The 14342-nt window shown below is 71.2% G+C and carries 14 protein-coding genes and 1 pseudogene; 7 read left to right on the forward strand and 8 right to left on the reverse strand.

Annotated elements, in window-relative coordinates; all coding sequences use genetic code 11:
• Positions 1–3: 3 nt before the first annotated feature.
• The 3 genes from ACRAKI_RS14130 to ACRAKI_RS14140 all read right to left on the reverse strand — a co-directional run bounded on the left by ACRAKI_RS14130 (position 4) and on the right by ACRAKI_RS14140 (position 2282).
• Entirely contained in the window at positions 4–966 is a 963-nt protein-coding gene (locus tag ACRAKI_RS14130) for a pirin family protein (RefSeq protein WP_447007530.1), read from the reverse strand.
• A 58-nt stretch (positions 967–1024) separates the two neighbouring features.
• A complete protein-coding gene (locus tag ACRAKI_RS14135) occupies positions 1025–1876 on the reverse strand; it encodes a peptidoglycan-binding domain-containing protein (protein ID WP_447007531.1) in 852 nt (283 codons plus the stop codon).
• A 178-nt stretch (positions 1877–2054) separates the two neighbouring features.
• Positions 2055–2282, reverse strand: coding sequence for a hypothetical protein (locus ACRAKI_RS14140; RefSeq protein WP_447007532.1), 228 nt, complete (start codon positions 2280–2282; stop codon positions 2055–2057).
• A gap of 317 nt (positions 2283–2599) precedes the next feature.
• Here ACRAKI_RS14140 and ACRAKI_RS14145 point away from each other — a divergent pair, with 317 nt between their 5' ends.
• Together ACRAKI_RS14145 and ACRAKI_RS14150 are read left to right on the forward strand one after the other, a co-directional pair.
• Positions 2600–2884, forward strand: coding sequence for a hypothetical protein (locus ACRAKI_RS14145; protein ID WP_447007533.1), 285 nt, complete (start codon positions 2600–2602; stop codon positions 2882–2884).
• Between the two features lie 176 nt (positions 2885–3060).
• A complete protein-coding gene (locus ACRAKI_RS14150; protein ID WP_447007534.1) occupies positions 3061–3321 on the forward strand; it encodes an antitoxin in 261 nt (86 codons plus the stop codon).
• A 116-nt stretch (positions 3322–3437) separates the two neighbouring features.
• On the opposite strand, the gene ACRAKI_RS14155 is transcribed toward ACRAKI_RS14150, so the two are convergent.
• A complete protein-coding gene (locus ACRAKI_RS14155) occupies positions 3438–3671 on the reverse strand; it encodes a hypothetical protein (RefSeq protein ID WP_447007535.1) in 234 nt (77 codons plus the stop codon).
• A gap of 182 nt (positions 3672–3853) precedes the next feature.
• Positions 3854–4240, reverse strand: a complete 387-nt coding sequence (locus ACRAKI_RS14160; protein WP_447007536.1) for an ATP-binding protein — start codon at positions 4238–4240, stop codon at positions 3854–3856.
• 181 nt (positions 4241–4421) lie between these two features.
• On the opposite strand from ACRAKI_RS14160, the gene ACRAKI_RS14165 reads away from it, so the two are divergent.
• Positions 4422–4787 (forward strand): STAS domain-containing protein, encoded by a 366-nt coding sequence (locus tag ACRAKI_RS14165; protein ID WP_447007537.1) that lies wholly within the window; start codon positions 4422–4424, stop codon positions 4785–4787.
• Positions 4788–4983: 196 nt separating this feature from the next.
• On the opposite strand, the gene ACRAKI_RS14170 is transcribed toward ACRAKI_RS14165, so the two are convergent.
• Positions 4984–9441 carry a HAMP domain-containing protein gene (locus ACRAKI_RS14170; protein ID WP_447007538.1) on the reverse strand — a complete coding sequence of 1486 codons (4458 nt, stop codon included), beginning with the start codon at positions 9439–9441 and terminating at the stop codon, positions 4984–4986.
• Between the two features lie 95 nt (positions 9442–9536).
• On the opposite strand from ACRAKI_RS14170, the gene ACRAKI_RS14175 reads away from it, so the two are divergent.
• Positions 9537–10934 (forward strand): PP2C family protein-serine/threonine phosphatase, encoded by a 1398-nt coding sequence (locus ACRAKI_RS14175; protein WP_447007539.1) that lies wholly within the window; start codon positions 9537–9539, stop codon positions 10932–10934.
• Between the two features lie 45 nt (positions 10935–10979).
• Here the strand turns inward: ACRAKI_RS14175 and ACRAKI_RS14180 are convergent, their stop codons facing one another.
• Both ACRAKI_RS14180 and ACRAKI_RS14185 read right to left on the reverse strand, forming a co-directional pair.
• On the reverse strand, positions 10980–11288 hold the full coding sequence (locus tag ACRAKI_RS14180) for a LysR substrate-binding domain-containing protein (protein ID WP_447007540.1): 309 nt from the start codon (positions 11286–11288) through the stop codon (positions 10980–10982).
• Between the two features lie 85 nt (positions 11289–11373).
• A pseudogene (locus ACRAKI_RS14185) lies at positions 11374–11583 on the reverse strand (LysR substrate-binding domain-containing protein); the annotation flags it as partial.
• Between the two features lie 143 nt (positions 11584–11726).
• Between ACRAKI_RS14185 and ACRAKI_RS14190 the strand changes: the two are divergent.
• The 3 genes from ACRAKI_RS14190 to ACRAKI_RS14200 all read left to right on the forward strand — a co-directional run bounded on the left by ACRAKI_RS14190 (position 11727) and on the right by ACRAKI_RS14200 (position 14334).
• A complete protein-coding gene (locus ACRAKI_RS14190; RefSeq protein ID WP_447007541.1) occupies positions 11727–12410 on the forward strand; it encodes a maleylpyruvate isomerase family mycothiol-dependent enzyme in 684 nt (227 codons plus the stop codon).
• Between the two features lie 383 nt (positions 12411–12793).
• Positions 12794–13591, forward strand: a complete 798-nt coding sequence (locus tag ACRAKI_RS14195; protein WP_447007542.1) for a CoA transferase subunit A — start codon at positions 12794–12796, stop codon at positions 13589–13591.
• Complete coding sequence (locus ACRAKI_RS14200) at positions 13588–14334, forward strand: CoA-transferase subunit beta (protein ID WP_447007543.1); 747 nt, start codon at positions 13588–13590, stop codon at positions 14332–14334. Before ACRAKI_RS14195 ends, ACRAKI_RS14200 begins: the two co-directional genes overlap by 4 nt.
• The last annotated feature ends 8 nt before the right edge of the window (positions 14335–14342 follow it).

Genomic DNA, 14342 nt, shown 5'->3' on the forward strand with positions numbered 1-14342 from the left:
GGGTCAGCGCCTGGTGCGTGGCCGGAGGCGCGCGGTCGGCATGGGCGGGGCGGGCAGGCGGTCACCGGCGTAGCCCTCGACCCGGCCGAACCGCTCCGACTCCTGCTGCCACTGCTCGCGGTACCGGACGATCTCGTCGTGGCCGCGGCCGACGAAGTTCCACCACATCACCAGGTCCTCACCGAGCGGCTCACCGCCGAGCAGGACCACCCGTGCGGGCGCGTCGGTGACGTTGACCAGGTCCAGCCCGGCCGCGCCGACACCGACGTGACCGAGCGTGCCGCGGGCGAGCGGTGTGCCCGCCAGCTCCACCTCGCCCACGTCGACCAGCACGCCGTGCTCGAACGAGGTGTCGACGTCGAGCGTCAACCGTGCGTCCGGTTCGAGCAGGACCTCGGCGCCCAGCAACGGCGTGAAGGTGCGCACCGGTGACGTCTCGCCCGCGACCGTGCCCAGGAACACCCGCGCAGTCGCGTTCGTCAACGCCACCACACCGGGCACGTGGTGCTCGAACGCCGGCGGCGTGTCGCGGTGGGCGTCGGGCAGCGCGATCCACAGCTGCACGCCGTGCAGCACGGTCGTGGTCGGGGTCGACACCTCCGAGTGGCAGATGCCGTGACCGGCCGTCATCAGGTTCAGCTCGCCCGGCCGCACCAGCGCGTGCGTGCCCAGGCTGTCGCGGTGCTCGATCTCGCCGCTGAACAGCCAGCTCGCGGTCTGGAGGCCGGTGTGCGGGTGCGGCGCGACGTCCATGCCGCCGCTGACCGAGACGTCGTCCGGCCCGTAGTGGTCGGCGAAGCACCACGCGCCGACCATGGACCGCTGCCGTCTCGGCAGGGTGCGCCGCACGGTCATCGCCCGCGGTCCACCCAGCGGGACGTCACGCGGGTCGAGCACCTCGACCGCGGCGACACCGGACGTGTTCTCGCAGATCAGCTCGGACGGGTCCGTCTCCACGTTGCTCATCGCGACCCCGATCGAACGGCCATCGGGCCATCGTAGGACCCGGCGGCGGTGGTCCGCGCTAGCGCGAACGCAGGTATTCCTCCCACGTCGGCTTCGGCGTGACCACCGGCCCGTCGTCGGGCGCGCGGTTGGCCAGCCCGTTGAAGCCGAGGTAGTAGTCGCCCGCCTGGTGCTGTGCGCCGGAGGACTGGTCCGGGTCGCCGAGCGCGATGGCGTGGATGTGGTAGCCCCAGTCGCCCTGCGCCGGCGTGCGGACCCAGGCCGCGAAGCCCACCTGCCGCAGCGCCCTCGCCACCGCGTTCCGGGTGGTCGCCGTCATGCCCGACACGGAGATGTCCAGCGCGCCGCCGCCGTCGTGCGTACCGGCCGAACCGGGCACGCCGCCGGGGTTGTAGCTGCCCTGGGTGATGCCCAGCGACCGGCCCAGCAGGCGTTCGGCCTCGACCAGCATCGCCCTGGTCCGGGTGTTCATCAGCGCGCTGTGGTACGTCACCCGGCTGCCCGCCGACACCGCGCGGACGACGCTGTACCCGGTCTCGCCGAGCAGTCGCAACGACGTGGGTCCGGGCAGGCCCGAAGCGTCGATCCCGGTGTAGCCGAGGGACCGCTGGTACGCCGCGTAGGCGTCGATGGTCTTGGTGCCGAAGTGGCCGTCCACGTACGTCGCCGCCAGGAACCCCTTCGCGTCCAGCGCACGTTCGACCCGCAGCACGCTGTCACCGCTGCCCGGCGTGATGGCCGAGTCGGCGCGGCGCGGGTCGATCTGCGCGGCCTTCAGCACGGCTTCCATGTCGACCGTCGGCAGTGCCACGGCCTGCGGTGGGGCCTGCGGCGCGGCAGTCGTGGGGGCGGCGAGGCCGACCGACGCGATCAGCGCAGCGGCCAGTGCGGCGATCCTGACGTTGACCACGTCCACCTCCGGTCGACACGCGGACGAACCGGGGGTCAGTCAAGCGTGAACCGGCCGTTTGTGGCAATGGTTCACTGCGGACGCTCGCAGTTGGTCAACGGGTGACGCCCCGCGGCGGTTCGGCTCCGCGGTGGGGGCCGGCGGGCGAAGTCGGCGGTTCGGCTCGGCGATCGGAGCGTCAGCGGTTCGAGGACGGGAACCGGTTGCCGGCGCTGCCCAGGGCGATCAGGTCGGTGTACTGGTCCTGCCACGACCGCTCGGTGGCCAGCAGGTCGGCCAGCCGCTGCACCCAGTCCACGTCGAGCGGCGGCGTCCCCGCGGCCAGGTGGAGCGCGGTCTCGTCGCGCGCCTTGAGCCACCCCGCCAGCGTGGGCGCGAGCGCCGGTCCACCCTCTTGTTCCGCCATACCGGGAACCGTACTTCGTGCGCGGGGGTGTCGGGGAGTAGAGTCCCCCTGGTTGGGGTACGAGTTGTCGGCATGAGGTCGGCACGGTCCCCTGCACAGTCCGGCCCGCGGTTCGCGGCCGGGGACGGGAGCACCGGCTTGTCGCCGGACCATCCGTTCACATCAGCTATCCCCACAGCCCGCGGGCACGCCGGACCGAACGATCACGCCTCCGACGCGCGGGATGATCTCCGCCGTCAGCGTGGTACGGCCCTGCCGGCAGGGGAGACGGGGTCGTCATGACGCAGACCAGACCTGGCCGTACACAAGGTGCCGCAGTGGGTTTCGCCGACGCGCGGGCCGCGGCCGACAGGGCCGAGACCGTCCAGCGCAGCCAGGCCGCCCGCACCGTCGCGGACAACTCGGTCGACGCGAACGACTGCCGAGAGCTGCTGCTCATGCTCGGCCTGCCGGACCCGCCCGCTGACGGCGCACCCGTGCGCACGCAGAACGAGCGGGCGCAGGACCAGCGTGCGGCCGAGCAGCGCGTGCCGGACTACGCGTACCCCGACCCGTCGTCCCAGACCTCCCCGTCGGACCCGCCCCACCGTCCTGGGATCTGATCCGACGCGGATGTGGCGCGCGTGTCGTGTCCGGACGGTCGTCCGACGTCGTCCCTGCTCAGCGGGCTGACTCGACCGGGTGAGTTGACGGTCGAATGGCTTCGGGGGCACCGGCCTCCGGGTAGCCCTCGCACAGGGTGTCCACGAGGGACACCTGTGTAGGAGGTCGAGCGCAGATGGGCATTGGCGACAAGTTCGACGACATCAAGAGCAAGGCCAAGGACGCTCTCGGGCAGCACGGCGACAAGGCCGACGAGGGCATCGACCGAGTCGGGCAGTTCGCCGACGAGCGGACCGGTGGCCGGCACTCCGATCGCATCCAGCAGGGCACGGATCGGGCCAAGGAGGGGCTGGGGACGTTCCGCGACCGGGACCAGTCCCTCGAACAGGACGAACCCCTGGGCCAGGGCCAGTACGTCGACCCGGACCAGCGGTAACCCCTCGGCGCGACGTACGGCTCAGCACGACGTGCGGCACGTACGAGAAGCATGACGGCAGATCAAGGGCCGCCCTCGCTCGAGAGGGCGGCCCTTCCCGTCTCGCGCGCGTCGCCCTAGGACCTGGCGAGGCGCGAGGCGAGCAGCTGCTTGCCCTGTTCTGCGCCCTTGCGGCTCTCGCCCTGGGCGCGGCGGAAGAACTCCGCCAGCTCGCTGTCGCCCGCGCGCTCGGCGTCCGCGATGTAGTTCTCCAGGCGTAGAGCGTTGCTCAAGCACGCTTCTACGAACCAGATGATGTTGTAGTCCTTGTCCTGCGTACCGGTCACCTGACCGGTTTCGGTCGTGGACACGTGACCTCCTCACTAGTCGGCGCACAGGGGATACCCGTTTTCCGGGCGCTGAACGTCGCCGGGCGGGTGAAGGTCGGGTGCGGCGGGTGCGGTCGGTGGAGCCATGGGCCGGCCATGGCTCCCGCCGCGGGTGCAGCCCCGTTGGGTGCAGCCGGTGGGTGCAGCCCGGTGGTGCAGCCGGTTCAGGCGGCGAGTTCGGCCCAGACGACCTTGCCGTCGGACGTCGGCTCGGAACCCCACGTCCGGCTCAGCGCGGCCACGATGATCAGCCCGCGACCGCGTGCGGAGTCGACCTGCACGGGTCTCGGCTGGGGCAGCGCGGGCGACCGGTCGGCCACCTCGATCCGCAAGCCGGACTCCGTACGGGTCACCGTCAGCCCCACCGGGCCGGCCGCGTGGTCCACCGCGTTCGACACCAGTTCGGTCACCACCAGGGCGGCGTCGTCCGCGACGTCCTCCGAAAGACCCCAGGCTGACGCCACCTCACCCACTACCCGCCTGGCACGCGCCGATGAGCCCGCCGAAGCGGGCAGCGTCACGGCCACCGGCGCCGCTGGCTCGTTGCGCACATCCGCTCCCGTTGATCGGCCGTTACCGCATCGTCGCACATCCTCCGTTCGCGGTACCGAGTGGTGGCGCTCACCGGTGCCGTGGCGGCGACGGACGGCGACGCGGTGACCAGCCCGGCTGTGGGGTATTTGTCTGATTGTTGTGCTTTGGGCAGCGGCGTGGCGGACGACGGGTGGCGGCATGAGCCGCATCGGGTGGCTAGGCTCGGGCACCATGGAGTTGCAGGTGCGCAGTGAGGTGCGGGGCGACTGGACGGTTGTCGCGGTGTCGGGCGAGCTCGACGCCGATACCGTCCCCGTGCTGTCCGACCGCCTCGAAGAGGGCACGGGCGCCCAGGTGGTGGTGGATCTGAGCGGGGTGCCGTTCATGGACACCACGGGTCTGTCCTTGATGCTCGACTGGCACCGGCGCCTGGACGGCGCGGGCGGCGAGTTCAGGATGGCGTCCATGCAACCGGCGGTGCACAAGCTGTTCCGGTTGACCGAGTTGACCGAGGTCATGCACATCCACGAGACCGTCGAGTCGGCAACCACGACCGCGCGGTGATCCGGAGAGCTCCGGGACACGCAAACTTCAGTGATCACTGTCACGCGGACCTGCCGCCGATCGAGACGACGTCGGTGCTGTCCGTGACGGCCTGATGACTCACCGTGCCCGCCTCGGCTCGCGCGCGTTCGACCACCGACCCGGCCCCGTCCACAACGCGTGAGTCCTATGTCCGGAACGGAGGACTCACGCGGGGTCAGTCCTGTTCCACGCCGAGGTAGAAGGCGATCAGGCGGAGCAGGTGTTCGGTGTCGACCGGCTTGGTGACGTAGTCGGTGGCTCCGGAGGCCAGGGACTTCTCCCGGTCGCCCTTCATCGCCTTCGCCGTCACGGCGATCACCGGCAGGTCGGCGTACCGGGACATGGCGCGGATCGCGGCCATGGTGGCGTTGCCGTCCAGCTCCGGCATCATGATGTCCATCAGCACCAGCGTGACGTCGTCGTACTGCTCCAACGCCCGCACGCCGGTGATCCCGTTGTCCGCGTAGATCACCTGCAACCCGTGCAGCTCCAGCACGCTGGTCAACGCGAACACGTTCCGCAGGTCGTCGTCGACGATCAGCACCTTCTCGCCGTGGAACCGCATGGGCGCGGGCGGCAGCTCGGACGGCGCCACCAGCGACTGCGGCGCCGAGTCGGCGGGCGTCAGCAGCTCCGGCAACGCGCCCTGCTCCACCGCGGCCGGCGGCACGAGACCCTGGTCGCCCAACGGCAGGTACAGCGTGAACGTCGACCCGATGCCCGGCTCCGACCGCACGTCCAGCCGCCCGTCCAGCAACGCCGCCAACTCCCGGCTGATCGACAGCCCGAGCCCCGTCCCGCCGTACTTGCGCGACGTGGTGCCGTCCGCCTGCTGGAACGCCTCGAAGATCACCGACAGCTTGTCGGACGGGATGCCTATACCGGTGTCCTGCACGTCGAACGCCACCGAGCCCTCGTCCACCCTGATCCGCAGCTTGATCTCACCGTCGTGGGTGAACTTCACCGCGTTCGACAGCAGGTTCCGCAGGATCTGCTGCAACCGGTGCTCGTCGGTGTGCAGGGTCGGCGGCACGTCCGGGTCCACGACGACCTCGAACGCCAACCCCTTCTCCGCCGCCAACGGCGAGGTCATCGCCTCGACGTAGCCGACCACGTCCGACACCCGCACCGGGTCCGTCTGCACCTGCATGTGCCCGGCCTCGACCTTGGTCAGGTCCAGGATGTCGTCGATCAGCTGCAACAGGTCCGTGCCGGACGAGTGGATGGTCCGGGCGAACTCCACCTGCTTCGGGTTCAGGTTGCCGTCCAGGTTGTCCGCCAACAGCTTCGCCAGGATCAGCAGGCTGTTCAACGGCGTCCGCAGCTCGTGCGACATGTTCGCCATGAACTCGGACTTGTACTTCGACGCCGACGACAGCTGCCGCGCGCGCGCCTCCAGCTCCACCGAACCGGCCCGCAGCTCCTCGGTCAGCCGCTGCGACTCCACCAGCAGCGTGTCCGTCCGGGCGTTGGCCAGCATGGTGTTCAGGTTGACGCCGATGTTCTCCTTCAGCTGGTCCAACAGGTCCAGGTGCACCTCGGTGAACTCGCCGAACGACCCCAGCTCGATCACGCCCAGCGTCTCGCCCTGGAACACGATCGGCAGGATCACCAGGTTGGAGGGCGGCGCGGACCCGAGCCCGGACCCGATCTCCAGGTACCCCGGCGGCACGTCGGTCACCAGCACCGTCTTCTTCTCCACCGCGACCTGCCCGACCAGCGACTCGCCGCGCACGAACCGCTTGGGCCGCTTCCCCCGCGGCGTGTAGCCGTACGACGCGGTCAGGTCCAGGGTGTGCGACTCCGGGTCCACCAGGAAGAACGCGCCGTGCTGCGCCGACACCAGCGGCGTCAGCTCGCTGATCACCAGCGACGCCATGGCGTTGAGGTCCCGGTGGCCCTGCATCTGACCGGACAGCCGGGCCAGGTTCGTCTTCAGCCAGTCCTGTTCCTGGTTGGCCCTGGTGGACGCGCGCAGGTTGCCGATCATCCGGTTGATGTTGTCCTTGAGGTCGGCGACCTCCCCGGACGCGTCCACGGTGATCTGCCGGGTCAGGTCGCCCGCCGTCACGGCGGTGGCCACCACGGCGATCGCGCGGACCTGCCGGGTCAGGTTCCCGGCCAGCTCGTTCACGTTCTCGGTCAGCCGCTTCCAGGTGCCGGAGACGCCCTCCACCTCGGCCTGGCCGCCCAGCTTGCCCTCGGTGCCGACCTCGCGGGCGACGCGGGTGACCTCCTGCGCGAACGACGACAGCTGGTCGACCATCGTGTTGATGGTGGTCTTCAGCTCCAGGATCTCGCCCCGCGCGTCCACGTCGATCTTCTTGGACAGGTCGCCGAGCGCGACGGCCGTGGTGACCTGGGCGATGTTGCGGACCTGGGAGGTCAGGTTGTTCGCCATGAAGTTGACGTTCTCGGTGAGGTCCTTCCAGGTGCCGGCCACGTTCGGCACCCGCGCCTGGCCGCCGAGGATGCCTTCGGTTCCGACCTCGCGGGACACCCGGGTGACCTCGTCGGCGAACGCGCGCAGCGTGTCCACCATGCCGTTGATGGTGTCCGCCAGCGCGGCGACCTCGCCCTTGGCCTCGACCGCGATCTTCTTGGACAGGTCGCCGCCCGCCACCGCCGTGGCCACCGCCGCGATCGACCGGACCTGGGTGGACAGGTTGTCGGCCATGACGTTGACGTTGTCGGTGAGGTCCTTCCAGGTGCCCGCGACCCCCGGCACCCGCGCTTGGCCGCCGAGTCGTCCGTCCGTGCCGACTTCTCGGGCGACGCGGGTCACTTCGTCGGCGAACGACGAGAGCTGGTCGACCATGGTGTTGATGGTCGACTTGAGCTCCAGGATCTCGCCGCGCGCGTCCACGGTGATCTTCTGGGACAGGTCGCCGCCCGCGACGGCCGTGGTGACCTGGGCGATCGACCGCACCTGCGCGGTCAGGTTGTTCGCCATGAAGTTGACGGAGTCGGTGAGGTCGCGCCAGGTTCCGGCGACGCCGGGCACTTGGGCTTGGCCGCCGAGTCGTCCGTCGGTGCCGACTTCTCGGGCGACGCGGGTCACTTCGTCGGCGAACGAGGACAGCTGGTCGACCATGGTGTTGATGGTGTCCTTCAACTCCTGGATCTCGCCGCGCGCGTTGACCGTGATCTTCTGCGACAGGTCTCCCCGTGCGACCGCCGTCGCGACCTGGGCGATGTTGCGGACCTGGGAGGTGAGGTTGCCGGCCATGAAGTTGACGGAGTCGGTGAGGTCGCGCCAGGTTCCGGCGACGCCGGGCACCTGGGCTTGGCCGCCGAGTCGTCCGTCGCTGCCGACTTCCCGGGCGACGCGCGTGACCTCGGCCGCGAACGAGGACAGCTGGTCGACCATCGTGTTGATCGTGGTCTTGAGCTGGAGGATCTCGCCGCGCGCGTCCACGTCGATCTTCTGCGACAGGTCCCCCTGCGCGACCGCGGTGGTGACCTGGGCGATGTTGCGGACCTGGGAGGTGAGGTTGCCGGCCATGAAGTTGACGGAGTCGGTGAGGTCGCGCCAGGTTCCGGCGACGCCGGGCACTTGGGCTTGGCCGCCGAGTCGTCCGTCGGTGCCGACTTCTCGGGCGACGCGGGTCACTTCGTCGGCGAACGACGAGAGCTGGTCGACCATGGTGTTGATGGTCGACTTGAGCTCCAGGATCTCGCCGCGCGCGTCGACCGTGATCTTCTGCGACAGGTCGCCCTGCGCCACGGCGGTCGCGACCTGGGCGATGTTGCGGACCTGCGAGGTCAGGTTGTTCGCCATGAAGTTGACGTTGTCGGTGAGGTCGCGCCAGGTTCCGGCGACGCCGGGCACTTGGGCCTGGCCGCCGAGTCGTCCGTCCGTGCCGACCTCGCGCGCGACGCGGGTCACTTCGTCGGCGAACGACGAGAGCTGGTCGACCATCGTGTTGACGGTGTCCTTGAGCTCCAGCATCTCGCCCGCCACCGTGACGGTGATCTGCTGGGACAGGTCGCCCTGCGCCACCGCCGTCGCCACCTGGGCGATGTCACGGACCTGCTTGGTCAGGTTGTCGGACATGAAGTTGACCGAGTCGGTCAGGTCCTTCCACGTGCCCGCCACCCCCGGCACGACCGCCACCCCGCCCAGCCGGCCGTCCGTGCCGATCTCCCGCGCCACCCGCGTGACCTCGCCCGCGAACGTGCGCAGCGTCGCCGTCATCGAGTTGAAGCTCTCCACCAGCGCGGCCACGTCACCGCGGGCGTCGACCACCATCTCCTGCGACAGGTCGCCCTCGGCCACCGCGGCGAGCACGCGGCTCAGCTCGGCGGTCGGCCGGGTCAGGTCGTCGATCAGGCCGTTCACCGAGTTCGCGGCGGTCGCCCAGCCACCGGTGGCGGTGCTCGGGCTCAGCCGTTCGTCGAGCCTGCCCTCCTGGCCGACCGACTGGCGCACCCGCACCAACTCGCCGACCAGCCACTGGTTGCGCTCCGCGATCTCGTTGAAGACCTCGGCGATCTCGGCTGTCACCCCCTCCCGGTGCCCGACCTTCTTGGGCACGACGAGGCGCCGGCGGAAGTTGCCGTCCTTCATCTCGCGCATGGCGGTCAGCAGTCGGGCCAGGGTCACGTCCGTGTCGTCCTGGGCGGTCGTCACACGAGCCTCCGATGTCAGCGGAACTGTGCCAAGCCTGCCACTGTTGGAGACAACTTGTCCGATAGGTTGGGTCGACCCGACACACAGGAGCCGTGATGGCCCAGGGCTACCGGCAAGGCGCCGACACGGGCCTCGACCTCGACGCGTGGCGTCGTGTGGTCGACGGCTTCCATGAGGCCGTGGTCGTGCTGGACCCCGAGGGCGTCGTCCGGCTGGTCAACCCGCTCGCGGCCGTGCTGATCCCGGACGCGCGGCCGGGCTCGACGCTGCCCGCGGCCCTCGACCACTGCCGGCGCCAAGACCTGGGCGGCGGGTGGAGCGCCTGGTACCGGGGTGTGGACGAGTACCTGGACGAGGCCGCGCGGCGGCTGTCGTCGCTCACGGAACGTGCCGACGCGTTGCGCGCGGTGGTCGAGCTGGCGCCCGGGAAGCACAGCGTCGTGGTGCTGCCCGGTGCGCGCGGACGCCTGGAGTGGTGGCGCCGCACACCGGCCGGTGACGTGGCCGTCGCCCGCACCACCCGGCAGGTCGCCGGCAGTGTGGCCGGTTTCACCGACGTGCTGGACGGGCTGGTCGAGCACGCGGAGATCACCGACCTGGGTGATGGGCCGTGGGGGACGTCCGGGGTCGGCCTGGCCGTGCCGCTCACCGAGGGCGGCGCGCTGGTGTGCTTCGACCGCACCTGGAACGTCGACCTGCTGAAACGCTTCGCGGCGCGGGTCGCGGCGGCGATGGAGGCGAGCGACCGGCTCAGCGAGCGGGAGCAGACCGTGGCGACGCTGCGGGCGAACCTGCTGCCCGCCACGCTGCCGGACGTGCCGGGCGTCCGGCTCGCCCGGGTCTACGAGCCCGCGCACCGGCGGGTGCTGGTCGGCGGCGACTTCTACGACGTCCACCCGCGTGAGGACGGCAGCGCGGCGTTCGTGCTCGGTGACGTGGCGGGCAACGGGCTGGAGGCGGCCGTGCACAGCGGCCGGGTGCGGCAGAGCCTGCACACGCTGCTCGTGGTCGAGCAGCGGCCCGCGCAACTGCTGCACCTGCTCAACGCCGCTTTGCGGGCTGCCGGCAGTCGTCTGTTCACCACCCTGGTCGTCGGCACGATGATTCCCGTGCAGGCCGGAGGGCTGCGCCTGACCCTCGCGGCCGGCGGCCACCCCGCGCCGCTCGTGCTGCGCGCCGACGGGCGGGTGGACGAGGTGGCGGTGCACGGCGGGATCGTCGGCGTGCTGGCGGAGGTGCGGTTCCACCAGACGACCGTGACGCTCGCGCCGGGGGAGACGCTGCTCCTGTACAGCGACGGGGTGACCGAGGCGCGCAAGCACGGCGACCGGGAGCAGCTGTTCGGGGACGTGCGGCTGAAGGCGGCGCTGGCCCAGTGCGTGGGGCTGCCCGCCGAGGCGGTGGCCCGACACCTGCGGCGGGTGGCGTTCGAGTGGCTGGGCGAGACGGAGCACGACGACCTGACCCTGCTGGTGCTCCAGTCGGAGCCCTAGCGCGCGCCGGTTCGGGCGCTGACCGCGACGGTGTGCGTTCGCCGGTCAGGTCACCTGAGCACCGCCGAACGCCTGCCGGCAGTGGACCAGGAGTTCGCGGGTCGCGGGACTGCGGGGACTTCGCCGGATCAGGGCGAGCAACGCCGGCGTCGTGACGTCGGCGATGGTGAGGGCGACGAGCCGGTCGCTGTAGTGCGCGGCCATCGACTCGCTGAGGATCGCGACGCCGAGGCCTCGGGCGGCGAGGTCCGCGATGGCGTCCGCCGCGCCGGCTCGGAGCGCGATCGACGGCCGAAGGCCTTGGGCCGCACACGCCTGGTCGAACACCGTGCGCAGACCGGTGCCGGTCGGCATGCACACGATCGGGTGGGAAACCAGGTTCTTCCACCGTGATCCGCCGCGATGTGGTCAACGGGTGGCCGGACGGGACGGCCGCGACCAGCGGTTCGCTGACGATCGTCAGCGCGTCCAGACCGTCCGGGGTGGCGCCCGCGGTCCCGACGAGGGCCAGGTCGACGGTTCCGTCGCGCACCGCCTGGACGAGTTGGTCGGAGTTGTCCTCCAGCAGCGAGACCTCCACGCCCGGACGTGCCCGGTGGAACGCGGCGAGGGCGTCGAACAGCGGGGTGACGGTGCAGCCGACGACCATCCCCACCGTGAGCGTGCCCCGGACCAGGTCGGCCACCTCGCCGACCGCCTGGCCCACGGCTTCGGCGGGGGTTGGCTGCGGCTGCTCGACCAGCCCGAGTTCGTGCCCCCGGACCACGCGGTGATCGTGGCTGGGATCGGGTGGTGAAGCCACCCACCGACGCCGTGGCGGAGGCGCACCGGCGTCTGCTCCGGGTGATCGCCGATCTCACCGACGTCCAGGTCGCGGAACCGTCGTTGCTGCCGGGGTGGACGCGGGGGCACGTGTTGGCCCATCTCGCGGACGCCGCCCGCGCTCGCAGCCGCGTTGTCGAACACGCGTCGCGCGGTGAGCGGGTCGAGCTGTGGGAGCCGGGCGAACGGGACGCGATCATCGAGGCCACCGCGTCGCGGAGCGCGGCTGATCACCGTGCCGCGACGGCCGAGCACTCGGAACGGCTGGAGCGGGCGTGGTCCAACGTGGTGGACTGGTCCCCGCCGACCGATCCCGATGTCGCCGACCCCGTTCCCGCCGTGTTCACCCGCTGGCGCGAGCTGTGGATCCACATGGTCGACCTCGACCTGGGCGTGCGGCCGGCCGAGTGGAGCGCCGAGTTCTCCTGCCACGTCATCGACGTCCTGCGACCACGCCTGCCCGATGACGTCTCGGTGCGCGCGACCGACGTGCCGAGGAGGTGGGGGAGTGGCACGGAGGTGAGCGGCGGCGTCCGTGACCTCGCCGCCTGGCTCGCCGGTCGCGTTCCGGACGAGCCGCCTACCTCGGCGTTGCCGGTGCTCGGCCCCTGGCCCGCGTACCCGGCCCGCCGCGCGGACCCGGCACAGCCCTGATCCCGCTCGGCCGGACCACCAGGCGAGCGGCGCTTCGCCTTGCCCCGTAACAACACCACGTCCCGTGGATCGACCAGCAGCCGCTGCGAGTACCGCACCGGACCCACCGAGCAGGCCAGTGGACCGGGCCGTGGCGCCGACCGCGGTCAACGCGGCGGCCACCTGGGTCGCGCGGCTGCTGGTGAGCGGTGTGGACATGCTCGCTCCCTTCCTCGGGTGCGCGGGCTGACATGAGCGATTCGTCCGCCGGGCACGGCCGGTTCGGAGGCCAGCGGTTCCGGGCTTCCGGTGAGCGGAAGTAGCCGTTGACCCCCGTCAGACGCGCTCAATAGCGTTCGCCGCACCACATCGCCGGTTCGGACCGCGCACAACGGGAGGTCGGGTTGGCCGCCATCGCACCCCTCGCGGAGGCCGTCGCACACGTCGTGCGCGATGGCGACACCGTGGCTTTCGAGGGGTTCACGCACCTGATCCCGTTCGCGGCGGGGCACGAGGTGATCCGGCAGGGCAGGCGCGACCTCACCCTGGTCCGGATGACCCCGGACGTGCTGTACGACCAGCTCATCGGCGCCGGCTGCGCGCGCAAGCTGGTGTTCTCCTGGGGCGGCAACCCCGGCGTCGGCTCGCTGCACCGGTTCCGCGACGCGGTGCAGCACGGCTGGCCCCGGCCGCTCGAACTGGAGGAGCACAGCCACGCGGGCATGGCGAACCGGTACGTGGCGGCGGCGTCCGGGCTGCCGTTCGCGGTGCTGCGCGGGTACACCGGCACCGACCTGCCCGGCCGGACCGCCAACATCTCGTCGGTGACGTGCCCGTTCACGGGTGAGGTGCTGACCGCCGTCGCCGCGCTGCGGTTGGACGCCGCGGTGGTGCACGCGCAGCGGGCCGACCGGCACGGCAACGTGCAGCTGTGGGGGATCACCGGCGTGCAGAAGGAGGCCGTGCTGGCGGCTTCCCGTTCGCTGGTCACGGTCGAGGAGGTCGTGGACGAGCTGGAGCCGCGGCCGGGCGCGGTGGTCCTGCCGTCGTGGGTGGTCGACTGCGTGTCCGTGGCGCCGGGCGGGGCGCACCCGTCCTACGCGCACGGTTACTCCGTGCGGGACAACGACTTCTACCAGGCGTGGGACGGGATCAGCCGCGATCGGGACAGGTTCGCGCAGTGGTTGGGGAGTGTCGCGTGACGGCCTACACGTCCGACGAGATGATGACGGTCGCGGCGGCGCGGGCGTTGCGCGACGGCGCGGTGTGCTTCGTCGGCATCGGCCTGCCCAGCACCGCCGCCAACCTGGCCCGCCGCACGCACGCCGAGAACCTGGTGCTGGTGTACGAGTCCGGCACCATCGGCGCGAAACCGGACCGGCTGCCGCTGTCCATCGGGGACGGCGTGCTGGCGGACACCGCGGTCAGCGTGGTGGGCGTGCCGGAGATCTTCAACTACTGGTTGCAGCCCGGCCGGATCGACGTCGGCTTCCTCGGCGCGGCCCAGCTCGACCGGTTCGGCAACATCAACACCACGGTGATCGGCGGCGACTACCGCAACCCCGGTGTCCGGCTGCCGGGTGCGGGTGGCGCGCCGGAGATCGCCGCCTCGTGCCGCGAGGTCGTGGTGGTGGTGCGGCAGAGCAAGCGGGCGTTCGTGGAACGGGTCGACTTCGTGACGTCGTTCGGCTTCGGGTCCGGCCCCGGGCAGCGGGAGGAGTTGGGCCTGAAGGGCGCCGGGCCGCAGCTGGTGATCACCGACCTGGGCGTGCTGCGGCCCGACCCGCGGACCTGCGAGCTGGTGCTCACGCAGCTCCACCCCGGCGTCGACCCGGAGACCGCGCGCGAGCGCACCGGGTGGGACTTGGCGTTCGCCGACGACCTGGGCCGCACCGAGCCTCCGACCGGTCGCGAACTCACCGTGCTGCGCGAGCTGACCCGCTAGACAATCCC

The organism is Saccharothrix isguenensis (genome assembly GCF_052936305.1).